At 62.2% G+C, this 14,572-nt stretch carries 13 protein-coding genes; 6 read left to right on the plus strand and 7 right to left on the minus strand.

Features of this window, described 5'->3' with window-relative positions; genetic code table 11:
* Positions 1-26 precede the first annotated feature (26 nt).
* Together P3T23_RS25625 and P3T23_RS25630 are read right to left on the minus strand one after the other, a co-directional pair.
* Complete coding sequence (locus tag P3T23_RS25625) at positions 27-1,664, minus strand: methyl-accepting chemotaxis protein (protein WP_429318911.1); 1,638 nt, start codon at positions 1,662-1,664, stop codon at positions 27-29.
* A 237-nt stretch (positions 1,665-1,901) separates the two neighbouring features.
* Positions 1,902-2,651 (minus strand): 2-keto-4-pentenoate hydratase, encoded by a 750-nt coding sequence (locus P3T23_RS25630; protein ID WP_429318912.1) that lies wholly within the window; start codon positions 2,649-2,651, stop codon positions 1,902-1,904.
* A gap of 477 nt (positions 2,652-3,128) precedes the next feature.
* Between P3T23_RS25630 and P3T23_RS25635 the strand changes: the two genes are divergently transcribed.
* The 3 genes from P3T23_RS25635 (at position 3,129) to P3T23_RS25645 (ending at position 4,759) form a co-directional block, all read left to right on the plus strand.
* The gene (locus P3T23_RS25635; RefSeq protein WP_429318913.1) at positions 3,129-3,932 is read left to right on the plus strand and encodes a hypothetical protein; all 804 of its coding nucleotides are present in this window, start codon (positions 3,129-3,131) and stop codon (positions 3,930-3,932) included.
* 394 nt (positions 3,933-4,326) lie between these two features.
* Positions 4,327-4,536 carry a hypothetical protein gene (locus P3T23_RS25640; RefSeq protein ID WP_429318914.1) on the plus strand — a complete coding sequence of 70 codons (210 nt, stop codon included), beginning with the start codon at positions 4,327-4,329 and terminating at the stop codon, positions 4,534-4,536.
* The gene (locus tag P3T23_RS25645; protein WP_429318915.1) at positions 4,520-4,759 is read left to right on the plus strand and encodes a hypothetical protein; all 240 of its coding nucleotides are present in this window, start codon (positions 4,520-4,522) and stop codon (positions 4,757-4,759) included. The genes P3T23_RS25640 and P3T23_RS25645 overlap by 17 nt, the downstream gene beginning before the upstream one ends.
* On the opposite strand, the gene P3T23_RS25650 is transcribed toward P3T23_RS25645, so the two are convergent.
* Entirely contained in the window at positions 4,752-5,267 is a 516-nt protein-coding gene (locus P3T23_RS25650) for a DinB family protein (protein ID WP_429318916.1), read from the minus strand. The two genes, P3T23_RS25645 and P3T23_RS25650, sit on opposite strands and share 8 nt — an antisense overlap.
* An 81-nt stretch (positions 5,268-5,348) precedes the next feature.
* On the opposite strand from P3T23_RS25650, the gene P3T23_RS25655 reads away from it, so the two are divergent.
* Positions 5,349-6,536, plus strand: coding sequence for a citrate synthase family protein (locus tag P3T23_RS25655; protein ID WP_429318917.1), 1,188 nt, complete (start codon positions 5,349-5,351; stop codon positions 6,534-6,536).
* A gap of 78 nt (positions 6,537-6,614) precedes the next feature.
* On the opposite strand, the gene P3T23_RS25660 is transcribed toward P3T23_RS25655, so the two are convergent.
* Together P3T23_RS25660 and P3T23_RS25665 are read right to left on the minus strand one after the other, a co-directional pair.
* Positions 6,615-7,148, minus strand: a complete 534-nt coding sequence (locus P3T23_RS25660; protein WP_429318918.1) for a single-stranded DNA-binding protein — start codon at positions 7,146-7,148, stop codon at positions 6,615-6,617.
* A 115-nt stretch (positions 7,149-7,263) separates the two neighbouring features.
* Positions 7,264-8,451 carry an MFS transporter gene (locus P3T23_RS25665; protein ID WP_429318919.1) on the minus strand — a complete coding sequence of 396 codons (1,188 nt, stop codon included), beginning with the start codon at positions 8,449-8,451 and terminating at the stop codon, positions 7,264-7,266.
* Between the two features lie 264 nt (positions 8,452-8,715).
* Here P3T23_RS25665 and uvrA point away from each other — a divergent pair, with 264 nt between their 5' ends.
* On the plus strand, positions 8,716-11,592 hold the full coding sequence (gene uvrA / locus P3T23_RS25670; RefSeq protein WP_429318920.1) for an excinuclease ABC subunit UvrA: 2,877 nt from the start codon (positions 8,716-8,718) through the stop codon (positions 11,590-11,592).
* Between the two features lie 37 nt (positions 11,593-11,629).
* Positions 11,630-12,715 carry an AI-2E family transporter gene (locus tag P3T23_RS25675; protein ID WP_429318921.1) on the plus strand — a complete coding sequence of 362 codons (1,086 nt, stop codon included), beginning with the start codon at positions 11,630-11,632 and terminating at the stop codon, positions 12,713-12,715.
* Between the two features lie 50 nt (positions 12,716-12,765).
* On the opposite strand, the gene purU is transcribed toward P3T23_RS25675, so the two are convergent.
* Positions 12,766-13,635: a formyltetrahydrofolate deformylase gene (gene purU, locus P3T23_RS25680; protein ID WP_429318922.1), complete on the minus strand. Its 870-nt coding sequence runs from the start codon at positions 13,633-13,635 to the stop codon at positions 12,766-12,768.
* Between the two features lie 84 nt (positions 13,636-13,719).
* The gene (locus P3T23_RS25685) at positions 13,720-14,565 is read right to left on the minus strand and encodes an NUDIX hydrolase (protein WP_429318923.1); all 846 of its coding nucleotides are present in this window, start codon (positions 14,563-14,565) and stop codon (positions 13,720-13,722) included.
* Positions 14,566-14,572 lie beyond the last annotated feature (7 nt).

Below are 14,572 nucleotides of genomic sequence, written 5' to 3' on the forward strand. Positions count from 1 at the left end.
GCGCACCGTGCGGGAGTCTGTTGCGATCAGGACGCTGCCGGCGCCGGAAGACGCGCCGCGCCACGCGGACGTTCCTTCAGGCGGGCGTGCGCGCTGGCCGCCGACCCTGCATCGGTGCGGAACACCGCGACCGCCGCTGTGAGACGCCGCGCCTGGTCTTCAAGCGAACTGGCAGCAGCCGCAGCCTGTTCGACGAGCGCCGCGTTCTGCTGCGTCACCTCGTCCATCTGGGCGACGGCCAGATTGACCTGATCGATACCGGTGCTCTGCTCCGACGCCGCCGCGGCAATTTCGCTCATGATTGCGCTGACGCGGGCGATCGCGTTGACGATCTCCGTCATCGTCGTGCCCGAGCGTTGGACCAGGTCCTCGCCCTCTTCGACGCGCGCCGTGGAATCGCTGATCAAGCCCTTGATCTCCTTCGCCGCAGCGGCGCTGCGCTGGGCGAGCGAGCGTACTTCGCTCGCGACAACCGCGAAGCCGCGTCCCTGCTCGCCGGCACGGGCCGCTTCGACTGCCGCATTGAGCGCGAGAATGTTCGTCTGGAACGCAATGCCTTCGATCACGCCGATGATGTCGCCGATCTTGCGCGAGTCGCTGACGATCTGACTCATCGTGCCCACTACCTGCTGCGTCAGGTCGCCACCCTGCGCCGCGAGTGTCGATGCGCCCTGCGCCAGCGAGCTGGCCTGCTTCGCGTTTTCGGCCGTTTGCTTGACCGTCGAAGTGAGTTCCTCGATGCTCGCAGCGGTTTCTTCAAGCGAGGCCGCCTGCTCTTCGGTGCGTTGCGACAGGTCGGCGTTGCCCGAGGCGATTTCGCTGACGCCGGTATCGATCGACTCCGTGCCGCTGCGCACCGTGTTGACCGTCGCAATCAGCGAGTCCTGCATCTTGCGCAGGGCGGCCGCGAGGCGACCCATTTCGTTGTCGCCGTTCACCGCGACGCGGCCCGTCAGGTCGCCGTCCGCAATGCGCTGGAACTGCGCGATCGTGGCGTTGACCGGATGCACGATGGCGCGCACCAGCGCGACCCGGCCGAACCACGCGAAGAGCAACGTCAGCAACATGCCCACTGCGACGGCAATGCTGACCATGTTGAAGCGGTCCTGCGCGTCCTCGTAGCGTTGTTCGCCATGGTCGAGCTGCAGCTTCTCCAGCACGAGCATGGCTTTTTCATAGCCGTTATACAGCGCCGGCAGCTGGTGCGCCTGCAGTTGCTGGAAGGCAGTCCTGTCGCCGGTCTTCAACGCCGCGAGCGCCGGATCGACCCCTTCGTGCAGGAACGCGTCGCGCTTGTCCTGCATGTCCTTGATGAGGCGCTGCTCGTCCGGGTCCGTACCCGCGCGGCTCAGATAGTGGGCAAGGCGATCGTTCGACAGTTTCAGATACTGGTCAAAGCGCTTCAGCACCGCATTCGCACCGTCCTGGTCGTTCAGGTCGACCAGCGACGCATACGTCGCAAGCGCCAGCCGAAGACGCAGCAACTGCCCGGCGCTGCCTTCGAGATCCGCGACCGCGGGTGTATCGACCGTGTACATCTGTTGCAGCGATTCGTTGCTGGCGCGCAGCGACAACAGGCCAGCTGCCGCGCCGATGAGCAGTACGACCCCGAAGAAGGCGATCATCAGGCTCAGGTACGCGCGAATCGACAGGTTCTTCAACATGCTTTCGTCTCCATGGTGCCGCCCGGCAGGTTCGGGCGCGCAGGTGCGCGGCGCCGTGATCGCCGCGCGACACCCCGGCTGCCCTGCGCCGTCCGCCTTTTATGTTAAGCGGACGCAACATGACTGGTTGTCGGCGCGATTGCAGAAAACTTTACGGGTCGCGAACTTACACATACTCCGCGGTCGTCTCTTCGCGAGCAGGTTGGACCTGAAAATTTTCTGCGTTCGCTGTTCCTGTCAGGTGAGATCGAACTCGATGCTGCCGATGCCTTCGATCGAGCCGCGCACCCTGTCCGGTCCCTCGGGAAAGTACATCCCGGTGTACGAGCCCGTGGTGAGCATCGAGCGCGCGGGAATCGTCTGTCCAGCCTGCAACGCCCGCCCGACGAGCCACACGATCAGCCGGCGCGGATCGCCTGCCGGATTGCTCGCGCGTCCGCTGAAGATTTCCTGCTCGCCGCAATAAAAGCGGACCTCAGGTGCGACGAAGTCGAAGCGGCGGTCGTAACGAACCGTGTCGCCGGTCACGAGCGCTCCGTTGTTCTGCAGGTCCGCCAACTGCGCGAGCTTGTCCACCTGCGGCCACGCCTTGAAACGGCTGTCGACTACCTCGACCACGACTGACATCGTGTCGATCGCATCGAGAATGTCGCCGGTGCGTTCGGCAAACGTGCGGTCGATGTCGGTGGCAAAGCTGAACGCGATCTCCAGTTCGAGTCCGGTGCGCGCATAGTCGGCCCGCTGCACGCCGTTGGCGGCGCCGAACACCTTCGATGCCGGCAGCGGCGCGCATTGCGGCTCATCGGTTGGCGACTTCGCGCCGATCTTGTAGCCCGCGCCGCCGCCGAGGCCGGCGATGGTGAGGCGCTGCACGAGATACGCGTCAGCGGCGCTGACAGGTTTCAGCTCCTCGGGGAGGCTGTCGATCAGCGTGTGCGTGTGGCGCGCTTCGATAAGGCGCGCCGCGAGAGATTCCATCGATGTCATGGTGATACGCCTCCTTGCTGGCGAGGAAATCGATTACAGCCTGCGCGCCGCCCGGACGATGCGGCACGCCTGCCTTGATGAGACCCGCTTCGCTGCCCGCGAGCGAGCCGGGCAGCGGGGGAACGTTGAAGTTTCGCCATATCCTCTACCGCCGTACGTAATTTTGAATTTTGCATACAATAACCATCTCATTTGGCGATTGCAAACGTTTTTCGACGCATGGGAAAGCGACGGCTGCCTTCACGCCCCAGCAGATCGTCGACGCGTTGGCGCGCTGATGTTCACGTCTCGCACAACCTGGTATCCGGAACGCAGTGGCCAGCCGGTGCGTTGATTCGAGTGCCAACGCGCCGCATGGCGTGCAGCGTGCATCGACGTCTCATTGAATTCCCCGATATCCGGGCTTGCCCGCGCCGCCACGTTAGTGGAAAGTAGCGAAGCATCGCTTTTCGCGTCCTTTCCCTGGAGGCCACGCGCATGGCCGAGGTGGTGTCCGCGCTGATCGTGTTCATCCTGCTTCTGGCGGGCACCGGCGTAGGCGTTCTCGTCCGGCCGATGCTGCCCGAAGAGCATAAGGCGCACGAAACCGTACAGCTGATTCAACTGGTGATCGGCATGCTGGTCACGTTCGCGGCGCTCGTGCTCGGTCTGATGACCGCCTCCGCCAAGGCCAGCTTCGACACCGCCAGCAACGATTTCCGCGCCTACGCCGCCGACCTGATCCAGCTGAACGTCAGACTGCGTGACTACGGTCCGGATACGGATCGGGCCCGCACTCTGCTGCGCGCCTACACCGCCGCCGCCATCGCGTCGACGTGGCCGCAGGAGCCGCTTCCTCCCGGCAACGACTACCCCAAAGACATCTCGCAGGGTGGCAACCCCGAGCAGCTGGAGAGCGTCACCCTCGGAGACATGCTCGATACGATCGAACGCGAGATCCGCGGGCTCAGCCCGCGCGACGCGTTTCACCAACGTCTGGCCGATGACAGTCTCGCGCAGTTCATCGCCCTGAGACAGGCTCGCTGGAAGCTGATCGAGGAAGCGCACAGCTCGATTTCGCAACCGTTCTTCAAGACGTTGACCTTCTGGCTGTTCGTGATCTTCCTGTCGTTCGGTCTGATTGCGCCGCGCAATGCTCTCGCACTGGTGACGATCACACTCGGCGCACTGTCGATTGCTTCGGCGGTCTATGTAATCGTCGATCTCGATACGCCGTTTACCGGTCCGATCGTCATCTCAAGCCAGCCGATGCGCGATGCGCTAATGCATCTGAACCGCTAGGGCCTGTACGCGACGTTCCAGCGTAACGGGCGTCGCCCGGTTAGCCGGAGCGGCAGCAGCCGCGCGAAACTTCACGTCTCGTCGTGACGAGAACAAAGCAGGAACGAAACATGCTTTGTTAAAGATAACGAAGGTTCTGTCGATACACAGACAGAGGCAGCCCAATACGGTTGAGCGTCAAAGAATTTCAGTCAACAGCTGTGTTTTTTGCGCTCGGGAGCGTACAGACCGTGACGCGTCGCACGAGCACATTGAAGACGCGTGGACAGACAAAAGCCCGCGCCCGATACAACGCCAGTTGTTGCTATTTTGCCAAACATTAACAGCAGCGGCCAGTTCGGACCTATAGTTAAAGTGCTTTCTTAAGTTTGGTGTGCGGTGCGGGGAGGTAGCCATGAAACGCAGAACAGCGCGGCAACTTGTTCATCTGCTTTCCGACATGAGGCATTCAGCCAATTGCCGGATGCTCAGGGCGGCAGCGGCCAGCGAAGAGCTGGATCGCCTCCTGAATGAAAAAGAGCAGGAACCTGTGGACCCACAAGAAGATTCACGCAGTACGCGTCAGGATGTGTTTGCTGGAGCCCAACATGAAAAACTCCAATGAGCAGTCCCTGCGCCGACAGGTCGAGAAATGGCTTGCACCGGGGCCAACGATTCCGGTTCATGTGACCCAGTTCAGCCGCACACGGCGGGGTCGCAGACGTTACGTGTGTGTCGAGACGTCGTTGCCCGCCGGGTCACGCGCCCTGTTCTTCTTCAGGCATGCAGACGGTCAGTGGTGTGTGTTTCCGCCCGCCGCCGACAGTCCGGAACTTCACTTCACGTAAGCCCTTCGGCCCACATCCGCTGATACACCAGCAGGTCCAGTGCCGGTGCCTTGCCAGCAAGGCCGGTGAGCATCGCATGGACCTGCGCGCGATGATGCGTCTGGTGATTGAACCAGTGCGCGAGCCCGGGCCCCACTGCCTGCGTCTTTACCTCCGGTGACGACACCCTCTGATACGTGATGACGCCATCCAGCGCCGCCTCATCCAGCGATAAAACGTACGCGGAAATGCGCCGGTCTTCCTGATCGCGCGCACGGCGCAGTTCGTCGAAGCGCTCGAACAGAATTGCATCGAGTCTGTCCGGCGCATCGCCCACGCCGGTGAAACGCTGCAGCCAGATGCGGTCAGTCGCAAGCAGATGGTTCAGCGTGCCATGTATCGACCTGAAAAACGCGCCACGGTCCGCCCGATAGTCGGCTTCGCCCAACTCGCTCACCGCCGAATACAGCCTCGCGTTCGCCCATGCGTTGTAGCGCGCGAACGTATCGAAATGATCCTTCAGCAACATGTGACCCTCCTCGTTTTCTGGCATCTTAGATCTGCTAAAGTTGATGTCAATCTTGATATAAATCATCAACATGAGACGATCATGACGTGGATCACCGCAGACGATGCGCTGAAGATTCTCAACGTGCGCCCGCAGACGCTGTATGCGAACGTCAGCCGCGGAAAGATCCGCGCGCGGCGCGATGCGAAGGATCCCCGCCGCAGCGTCTATCACCGCGACGATGTTCTGCGTCTCGCGAAACGGCCTCACGGGCGGCGCAAGGTCGAAGCCGTGTCGGCGGAGGCGATCGAGTGGGGCGACCCGATACTGCCGTCGGCGATATCGACAATCTCCAGCGGACAACTCTGGTATCGCGGCCGCAATGCGGTCGAGCTTTCCGCGCACGCAACGCTGGAGGAAGTGGCCGGGCTTTTGTGGGAAGGCGAGACGATCCGGCTCGATGCATCGCCCTCGCATGCGCTGGCGCCGGCCAGGCTTTCCGCCGCCGATCCTGCGGGACCGCTGAAGGCAGGGCTCATATCGCTGGCCGAGCGCTGCGGTGGCGACTTGCCGTCACTTGGGCGCGCGCCTGTGATTCTTCGCAGCGAGGCGAGCGACGTCTACGCGACGCTCGCGCACGCGATGCTGGGCGGCGCGCTGCGACGCTCGCGCGCCGACCGTTCATTGAGCGAGCGAATCGCGGCGGCCTGGCGTTGTCAGGCACATGACGACGTCATCCGGCGCGCACTTGTGCTGCTGGCCGACCATGAACTCAATGCGTCGACGTTCGCGGCTCGCGTCACCGTTTCCACCGGCGCGTCGCTATCGGCGGCTGTGCTCGCCGGACTCACCACACTCACCGGACCGTTGCACGGCGGTGCGTCCGCATCGGTGAAGGCGTTGATCGACGCGTCGACCCGTTCGGGAGGTGAAGCCGCGGTAAGCGAGTGGCTGGCGCAGGGACGCCCTTTTCCCGCTTTCGGCCATCCGCTCTATCCGGACGGCGATCCGCGCGCCGCAGCGCTGCTTCAGCAGATCGATGTGCCATCCGAGTACGGTGAACTTGCGGGTTGGGTGGAGCGGCTGGTTGGCGAACGGCCCAATGTCGACTTCGCACTCGCCGCGTTGACTGCCGCTTGCGGGTTGCCTTCCAGCGCACCGCTCACATTGTTCGCGCTCGGTCGATGCGCCGGCTGGATTGCTCATGCGCTCGAGCAGGTTGCGACGGGGCGGCTGATCAGACCACGCGCGCGGTATGTCGGGTTGAGTCCGGGGAACGGGGTCGCATAGGCGAGAGCGGGAAACGGATATAAAAGAAAAACCCCGCTGTGGAGCGGGGTCGGTCTTTACACTTTTCGGTTACGGGAATTAGAACGGAATATCGTCATCCATCTCGTCGAACCCACCGCCAGCCGGCGCGCTCGGACGGCTCGACCCACCGCCGCCGGCACCGCCACGCTGAGCACCGCCGCCCGCAGCAGCACGACCGCCGCCACCGCCGCCGCTACGTTCTGACGGCTCACCACGGCTATAACCGCCGTCGTCACCGCCGCCGCCCATCGAACCGCCGCGGCCACCCAGCATTTGCATCTGCTCAGCGACGATCTCCGTCGAGTACCGGTCCGTACCGTCCTGCGCCTGCCACTTGCGCGTGCGGATGCGGCCTTCGATGTACACCGACGAACCCTTCTTGAGGTATTCGTTCACGATTTCCGCGAGGCGGCCAAAGAACGACACGCGATGCCATTCCGTCGCTTCCTTCATTTCGCCTGATGTCTTGTCCTTGTAGCGGTCAGTCGTCGCGAGACGGATGTTGGCCACAGCGTCGCCGCTCGGCAGATAACGGACCTCGGGATCGGCTCCGAGATTGCCGACGAGAATGACCTTGTTCACGGATGCCATGAGTTTCTCCAGTTGATTCCGTTTCGGGCGGGGCGGCAGCGCATCATTTTCATCGTAGGGTCCTGTTGACCGAAGATCGAAAACTGCGCCGCAGCCATCCGCCGGGTAAGTTCTGCTACGCCTTGCGCGGCGGCTGCTTCATGTTTGCGGCGATTATAAGCCAGCACAACACCAGCGCCGAACACGCAAAAAACACGGCGCTTTGTCCGTCCACTTTCAGCAGCCATCCGCCCAGCATGCCGCCCATTGCAAGCCCGATCGACTGGGTGGTGTTGTACACGCCGGCGGCCGCGCCCTTGCGGGTTCCGGGAGCAAGCTTCGACACCAGCGACGGCTGCGACGCCTCGAGCACGTTAAAGCCGAGGAAGTAGACGAAAAGGATCGCCGCCACACTCAGAATGGTATGGGGCGCGAGGCCCAGCAACAACTGGCCGATCAGGATAAGTGCAATCGCACCGAGTAATACCGCCTTCATCTTGCCGCGCTTTTCCGCCGCGATAATGGCCGGCACCATCATGACGAACGCAAGCCCCATCACCGGCAGATACACCTTCCAGTGCGAGGCGACCGGCAGGCCGCCCGCCTCGAGAATGCGCGGCACGACGAGGAACAACGCGGTTTGCGTGGCGTGCAGCACGAGCACACCGAAATTCAGGCGCAGCAGTTCGACGTTATGCAGCACTTCCGCAAACGGCGCGCGTACGTGCACGGGCCTCGGCGCATCAGGCACGACCCACAGCACGACACCGACGGCGAGGATCGAAAACACGCCGACGAGTGCGAACAGCCCGCTCATGCCGACCCAGTGGAACACGATCGGCGCGCCGACAATCGCCACGGCAAACGACACGCCGATACTGCCGCCGACCATCGCCATGGCCTTCGTGCGATGCTCTTCGGCGGTCAGATCGGCGATAAACGCGATCACCGCCGACGACACCGCGCCCATCCCCTGAATCACCCGCCCGACGATGATCCATGTCATGTCGTGCGCACCCGCCGCGACGAAACTGCCGAGCGCGAAAATCAGCAGGCCGGTGGCGATCACCGGCTTGCGGCCAACCTTGTCGGACACCCAGCCGTAGAAAATGTAGAGCAGCGATTGCGTGACGCCGTACGCGCCCAGCGCGATACCGACGAGCAGCACGTTGTCGCCGCCGGGAATCGTTTTCGCGTAGATCGAAAACACCGGCATGATCATGAAGAGACCCAGCATGCGCAGCGCGAAAATCCCTGCGAGCGACACGGTCGCGCGCAGTTCAGGCGCGCTCATGCGTGAAGATGTGGCGGACGGATTGGACATCGGGAACGATATTCGAATGAACGGGTGGCGTAACGCGGGTGGCCTGCAACATACGGCGCGGCGCTTCGAACAGCGCGACGCTGCTGCCTTGCAGTCGCGGGAAACATCCCCAGATGTGAGGCCTGAAACCCGTTCGCCGCGGCGCCTGACCGCGGCATTTACAACCTGCCTCGCGCCTTTCGGACGCTGTCAGGAAGCTGTAACGACGGTCTCGAAAAGTCGTTATAGTAGCAGGTTTAGCCTTCTCCTCTTTCCGCCAGGTTCATGGAACAAATCCGTATCCGTGGGGCACGCACCCACAACCTGAAGAACGTCAATCTCGACTTGCCGCGTCACAAGCTCATCGTGATTACCGGCCTGTCCGGCTCAGGCAAATCATCGCTGGCCTTCGATACGCTCTATGCGGAAGGACAGCGGCGCTACGTCGAAAGTCTGTCCGCCTATGCGCGGCAATTCCTGCAACTGATGGAAAAGCCCGATGTCGACCTGATCGAGGGGTTGTCGCCCGCCATTTCGATCGAGCAGAAGGCCACGTCGCACAATCCGCGCTCCACGGTGGGCACCGTCACCGAAATTCACGACTACCTGCGCCTGCTGTACGCGCGGGTCGGCACGCCGTATTGCCCCGACCACGAAATTCCGCTCGAGGTGCAAAGCGTCTCGCAAATGGTGGATGCCGCGCTCGCGCTGCCGGAGGAAACGAAGCTGATGATCCTTGCGCCGGTTGTGGCGAACCGCAAGGGTGAGCACGTCGAGCTGTTCGAGGAGATGCAGGCGCAGGGTTTCATCCGCTTTCGCGTGAGCTCGGGCGGCGGCACGGCAAACGAAGGTGTCGCGAAGATCTACGAAGTGGATTCGCTGCCGAAGCTGAAGAAGAACGACAAGCACACGATCGACGTCGTCGTCGACCGTCTGAAAGTGCGCCCCGACATGAAGCAGCGTCTCGCCGAATCGTTCGAGACGGCGCTACGCCTCGCCGACGGCCGCGCGATCGCGCTCGAAATGGATACCAGCAAGGAACATCTGTTCAGCTCGAAGTTCGCCTGCCCGATCTGTTCATATTCACTGCAGGAACTGGAGCCGCGACTCTTCTCGTTCAACAACCCGATGGGCGCGTGTCCGGAATGTGACGGTCTCGGCCAGATCACCTTCTTCGATCCGAAGCGGGTGGTCGCGCATCCGTCCTTGTCGCTGGCGGCGGGCGCGGTCAAAGGCTGGGACCGGCGCAACCAGTTCTACTTCCAGATGTTGCAGAGCCTCGCCGCGTTCTACGAGTTCGACATCGACGTCGCCTTCGAAGACCTGCCGGAAAAGGTCCGCAAGATCCTGCTGTTCGGTTCGGGCAAGGAGACCATTCCGTTCTCGTACATGAACGAGCGCGGCCGCACATCGATTCGCGAGCACGTGTTCGAAGGGATCATCCCGAATCTGGAACGGCGCTATCGCGAGACCGATTCGGTCGCGGTGCGCGAGGAACTGGCCAAATACCAGAACAACCAGGCATGCCCCGCCTGCGAAGGCACGCGCCTGCGTCGGGAAGCGCGTTTTGTGCGCATCGGCGCCGACGGCGACGCGCGCGGCATTTACGAAGTGAGCGGCTGGCCGTTGCGCGATACGCTCGGCTATTTCCAGACGTTGCGTCTCCAGGGCGCCAAGCGCGAGATCGCCGACAAGGTCATCAAGGAAATCGTCGCGCGCCTGATGTTCCTGAATAATGTCGGGCTGGATTACCTGTCGCTTGAACGGAGCGCGGAAACGCTGTCGGGCGGCGAGGCGCAGCGCATCCGTCTCGCGTCGCAGATCGGCTCGGGCCTGACAGGCGTGATGTACGTCCTCGACGAACCGTCGATCGGCCTGCACCAGCGCGACAACGACCGGCTGATTTCGACGCTCAAGCATCTGCGCGACCTGGGCAACTCGGTGATCGTCGTCGAGCACGACGAGGACATGATCCGCATGGCCGACTACGTGGTCGACATGGGTCCGGGCGCCGGTGAACACGGCGGCATGGTGATCGCCGAAGGCACGCCCAAACAGGTGCAGGCAGACCCGGCGTCGATGACCGGGCAGTACATGTCGGGCGCCCGGCGAATCGAGTATCCGGACGACCGCAAACAACCCGACGAACGGCGGCTGCGCATCGTCGAGGCGTACGGCAACAATCTGAAGCACGTCACGCTCGACCTGCCGGTGGGCCTCCTGACCTGCGTGACAGGCGTATCCGGCTCCGGCAAGTCGACGCTGATCAACGACACGCTGTATCACGCGGTCTCCCATCACCTTTACGGCTCGGCCGCCGAGCCGGCGCCGCACGAGGCAATCGAAGGCCTCGAGCATTTCGACAAAGTCATCAACGTCGACCAGTCGCCGATTGGCCGCACGCCGCGCTCGAACCCTGCCACCTATACGGGCCTCTTCACACCGATCCGTGAACTGTTCGCGGGCGTACCGGCCGCCAAAGAGCGTGGTTACGACCCGGGGCGCTTTTCGTTCAATGTGAAGGGCGGGCGCTGCGAATCGTGTCAGGGCGACGGCGTGCTGAAGGTCGAGATGCACTTTCTGCCGGACGTGTACGTGCCGTGCGACGTCTGTCACGGCAAGCGCTACAACCGCGAAACGCTCGACGTTCAATACAAGGGCAAGAACATCAGCGAAGTACTCGACATGACGGTCGAGAACGCCTATGAGTTCTTCAAACCGGTGCCGGTGGTGGCGCGCAAGCTGAAAACGCTGCTGGATGTGGGTCTCGGCTACATCCGGCTGGGGCAGTCGGCAACGACGCTGTCGGGTGGCGAGGCCCAGCGCGTCAAACTTTCGCTGGAACTGAGCAAGCGTGATACCGGTCGCACACTGTATATCCTCGACGAACCGACGACCGGTCTGCACTTCCACGATATCGCGTTGCTGCTGGAAGTGATTCACCGGTTACGCGATCAGGGCAATACGGTCGTCATCATCGAGCATAATCTCGACGTGATCAAAACCGCCGACTGGGTGATCGATCTCGGGCCGGAAGGTGGCGCGGGCGGCGGACAGATCATTGCCCAGGGCACGCCGGAGCAGGTGGCGAGGTCGAGGGCAAGTTTTACCGGAAAGTATCTGGCGCCGCTACTCAAGCGTCAGGCCGCCGCCACAAAATAAAGCCTGCGAATCACCATAGGTAGAAGACGGGAAAGCCATGACCAAGCGAAACCAGGCGTCCGAAAAAGGGCAGGTGGAGGATCTGCGCGTGCGCCCGGTCAGGCTGACGAGCGATATGAGCCTGCCGAAACTGTCTGCCGTGGAGATCGGCAGCTACGCCGTCGCGCTCCTGGCGATGTGGGCCGTGCTGGAGCTGGGGCTCCTGGGCGCGCTGCTCGCGGGCATGCTCGTCTACCAGCTTGTCCATACGATTTCGCCGCTCATCGAGCGGCGCGTGTCGAGTCATTGGGCACGGTGGATATCGGTCGTGCTGCTGTCGGCCGTGATCGTCGGCGGGCTGACGGGCCTTACGATCGGCATCATCGAACATTTCGAGCAAGACGTGCCGAGCGTGCAGAAACTGCTCGAACAGATGATGCAGCTGGTCGACCAGGCCCGCGGCCGGATTCCGGCTGCGGTCGCCAGCTATCTGCCGGTCGACACCGAGCAGATGAAGACCAAGGCGACCATGCTGATGCATGAGCACGCGAATATGCTGCAACAGGGTGGCAAGAGCGCGGCGCGGATTTTCGGGCATGTCGTGATCGGAATGATCATCGGGGCGATCATCGCGGTCGGTGCCCAGCGGCAGATGCAGCGCTTGCCGCTGTCGACCGCGTTTGTCACGCGCGTTGCGCGGTTTGCTGATGCGTTTCGGCGCATTGTCTTTGCGCAGATCAAGATTTCCTCGATCAATGCGACGTTTACTGGCTTGTTCCTGCTGCTGGTTTTGCCGCTGTTTCATCAGCGGCTGCCGTTGTCGAAGACGCTTGTGCTCGTGACGTTCATTGTCGGCTTGCTACCGGTGATCGGGAATCTGGTCTCCAATACGCTGATCGTTGCGATTGCCTTGTCGGTGAGCTTTCCGGCTGCTGTCATGTCGCTTGTGTTTCTGATCCTGATTCACAAGCTTGAGTATTTTCTCAATGCACGGATTGTTGGTGGTCAGATCGAGGCTCGCGCATGGGAATTGCTCATTGCCATGCTTGTGATGGAAGCAGCTTTTGGTATTACCGGCGTGATCGCTGCTCCTATTTTTTATGCTTATATCAAGCGGGAGCTGATTTATCTTCGGTTGGTGTGAGACGGCTCGCCTTCCCGGCAAACAGCCAAACCTCACGGCCCGCGCAGCAATTACCTGAACACCACCGTCTTGCTGCCGTTCAAAACAATCCGATGCTCGACATGCCACTTGACAGCCCGCGCGAGCGTCACGCACTCAACATCGCGGCCAATTCCGGTGAGCTGCTCCGGCGTCATACTATGATCAACGCGCTCGACTTCCTGCTCAATGATGGGACCTTCATCTAGATCCGTAGTCACATAGTGCGCAGTCGCACCAATCAACTTAACGCCACGATCAAAAGCCTGATAGTACGGCTTGGCCCCCTTGAAGCTAGGCAGGAACGAGTGGTGAATATTGATCGCCCGACCCGCCAGCCGATCGCACAACTGCGGTGAAAGAATCTGCATATAGCGGGCAAGCACCACCAGATCCGCCTTGTGCTCATCGATCACTTCAAGCACCCGCGCCTCCTGGGCAGCCTTCGCATCCGGCGTCGACGCGGTCAGCGGAAAGTGGTGAAAGGGAATGTCATAGCCGGCAGCCAGCTGATAAAACTCCTTGTGATTCGAAATGATCGCGGGAATCTCGATTCCCAGCTGCCCGGTGCGATAGCGGAACAGCAGGTCGTTCAGGCAGTGACCGATCTTCGACACCATGATCACCACACGCGGCTTCACCGACGCGTCGTGCAACTCCCAGCGCATGCCGAACTGCTCCGCCAGCGGATCGAACGATTCACGCAACACGTCGAGCCCCGGATCGCCGCCGACCTGCTGGAAATGCACACGCATGAAAAACTCGCCGGTATGGCTGTCGCCAAACTGCGCGGAGTCGAGAATGTTGCTGCCGCGCTCGAACAGAAAGCCCGACACCGCATGGACGATGCCGGGCCGGTCGGCGCACGACAGTTTGAGAATAAAGCTGTGTTCGGTCGACATGACCTGGGTGACTCCCTTCTTCAATCCGAAATCAATTCAATTCTGTTCAGCTCAGGGTGGCCGTGCAGCGCACGCCCCCGGACGCTAGAAAACCAGCGGCAAAAACAGTGCCTCAATACCCGCACAGGCTTCCTCGTCGATCCAGCGACGACGCAGCAGGCAATCGAGCGTCGCGAGGCTCGCATCGACCGTCATTGCGCCTTCTTCGATCCAGCGCGCCACTTCGTCGATGCGCGCGAGCCGGTGTTCGCCCACTTCGCCATCCTGATTGCGCGGCGCGAAATCGACCGGCAACGCAAGGTCGTAGATGAAAATCTGCTCGGCCTGCGTGCCCTCGGGGATCGACTGCAACACGTGAGCCGTGCGCCCCGCCACCGCGCGAGCGGCAATATCTTCCGGAATGCCGGCTTCTTCCCAACACTCCTTGATGAGGGTCGCCTCGATACCGAAGCCCCAGCCGATGCCACCTGCGACCACGTTATCCAGCATGCCCGGATCGGTCGTCTTCGTGTCGCTGCGGCGCGCTATCCACAATTGCGGCGCGCGGTCGTCATATTCTACGACGCCGTTCAGGTGCACCGCGTACGTCATCGTGCCAAAGAAGCGCGACGCCGCGCGCTCGATGTACGCGAGCGGCGGTGCATCGAACGCATTGCGGATCGCATAGGTCTCGTCGCGCCAGCCGGGAATCCGGCCATCCGCCGCGAGCGCGCCGATCACGGCGCCCAGTGCCGCGCTGCGCAGATCCACCGTATTGAACCGCGCCGACAGCGTCACGCCCGCACCGTCGATATCGAATACATCGGGCCATCGCGTGAGCAGCGGCACGTCGCTCGCGCGGATCCAGCCAACCTGCTGCGCGTCGATCCAGAACGGCTGGTGCGCGTGTGCGTCGAAGCGGCGCGCCGCGCTGATGCAAGGCAAAGTCATGGCCGCT

Origin of the sequence: Paraburkholderia sp. GAS448, assembly GCF_050435685.1 — a bacterium.
Taxonomy (GTDB): Bacteria; Pseudomonadota; Gammaproteobacteria; order Burkholderiales; family Burkholderiaceae; genus Paraburkholderia.

Coding starts and splice junctions, on each gene's coding strand:
- P3T23_RS25625 (WP_429318911.1), bottom strand. CDS start 1,664: ATGTTGAAGAACCTGTCGATTCGCGCGTACCTGAGCCTGATGATCGCC.
- P3T23_RS25630 (WP_429318912.1), bottom strand. CDS start 2,651: ATGACATCGATGGAATCTCTCGCGGCGCGCCTTATCGAAGCGCGCCAC.
- P3T23_RS25635 (WP_429318913.1), top strand. CDS start 3,129: ATGGCCGAGGTGGTGTCCGCGCTGATCGTGTTCATCCTGCTTCTGGCG.
- P3T23_RS25640 (WP_429318914.1), top strand. CDS start 4,327: ATGAAACGCAGAACAGCGCGGCAACTTGTTCATCTGCTTTCCGACATG.
- P3T23_RS25645 (WP_429318915.1), top strand. CDS start 4,520: ATGAAAAACTCCAATGAGCAGTCCCTGCGCCGACAGGTCGAGAAATGG.
- P3T23_RS25650 (WP_429318916.1), bottom strand. CDS start 5,267: ATGTTGCTGAAGGATCATTTCGATACGTTCGCGCGCTACAACGCATGG.
- P3T23_RS25655 (WP_429318917.1), top strand. CDS start 5,349: ATGACGTGGATCACCGCAGACGATGCGCTGAAGATTCTCAACGTGCGC.
- P3T23_RS25660 (WP_429318918.1), bottom strand. CDS start 7,148: ATGGCATCCGTGAACAAGGTCATTCTCGTCGGCAATCTCGGAGCCGAT.
- P3T23_RS25665 (WP_429318919.1), bottom strand. CDS start 8,451: ATGTCCAATCCGTCCGCCACATCTTCACGCATGAGCGCGCCTGAACTG.
- uvrA (WP_429318920.1), top strand. CDS start 8,716: ATGGAACAAATCCGTATCCGTGGGGCACGCACCCACAACCTGAAGAAC.
- P3T23_RS25675 (WP_429318921.1), top strand. CDS start 11,630: ATGACCAAGCGAAACCAGGCGTCCGAAAAAGGGCAGGTGGAGGATCTG.
- purU (WP_429318922.1), bottom strand. CDS start 13,635: ATGTCGACCGAACACAGCTTTATTCTCAAACTGTCGTGCGCCGACCGG.
- P3T23_RS25685 (WP_429318923.1), bottom strand. CDS start 14,565: ATGACTTTGCCTTGCATCAGCGCGGCGCGCCGCTTCGACGCACACGCG.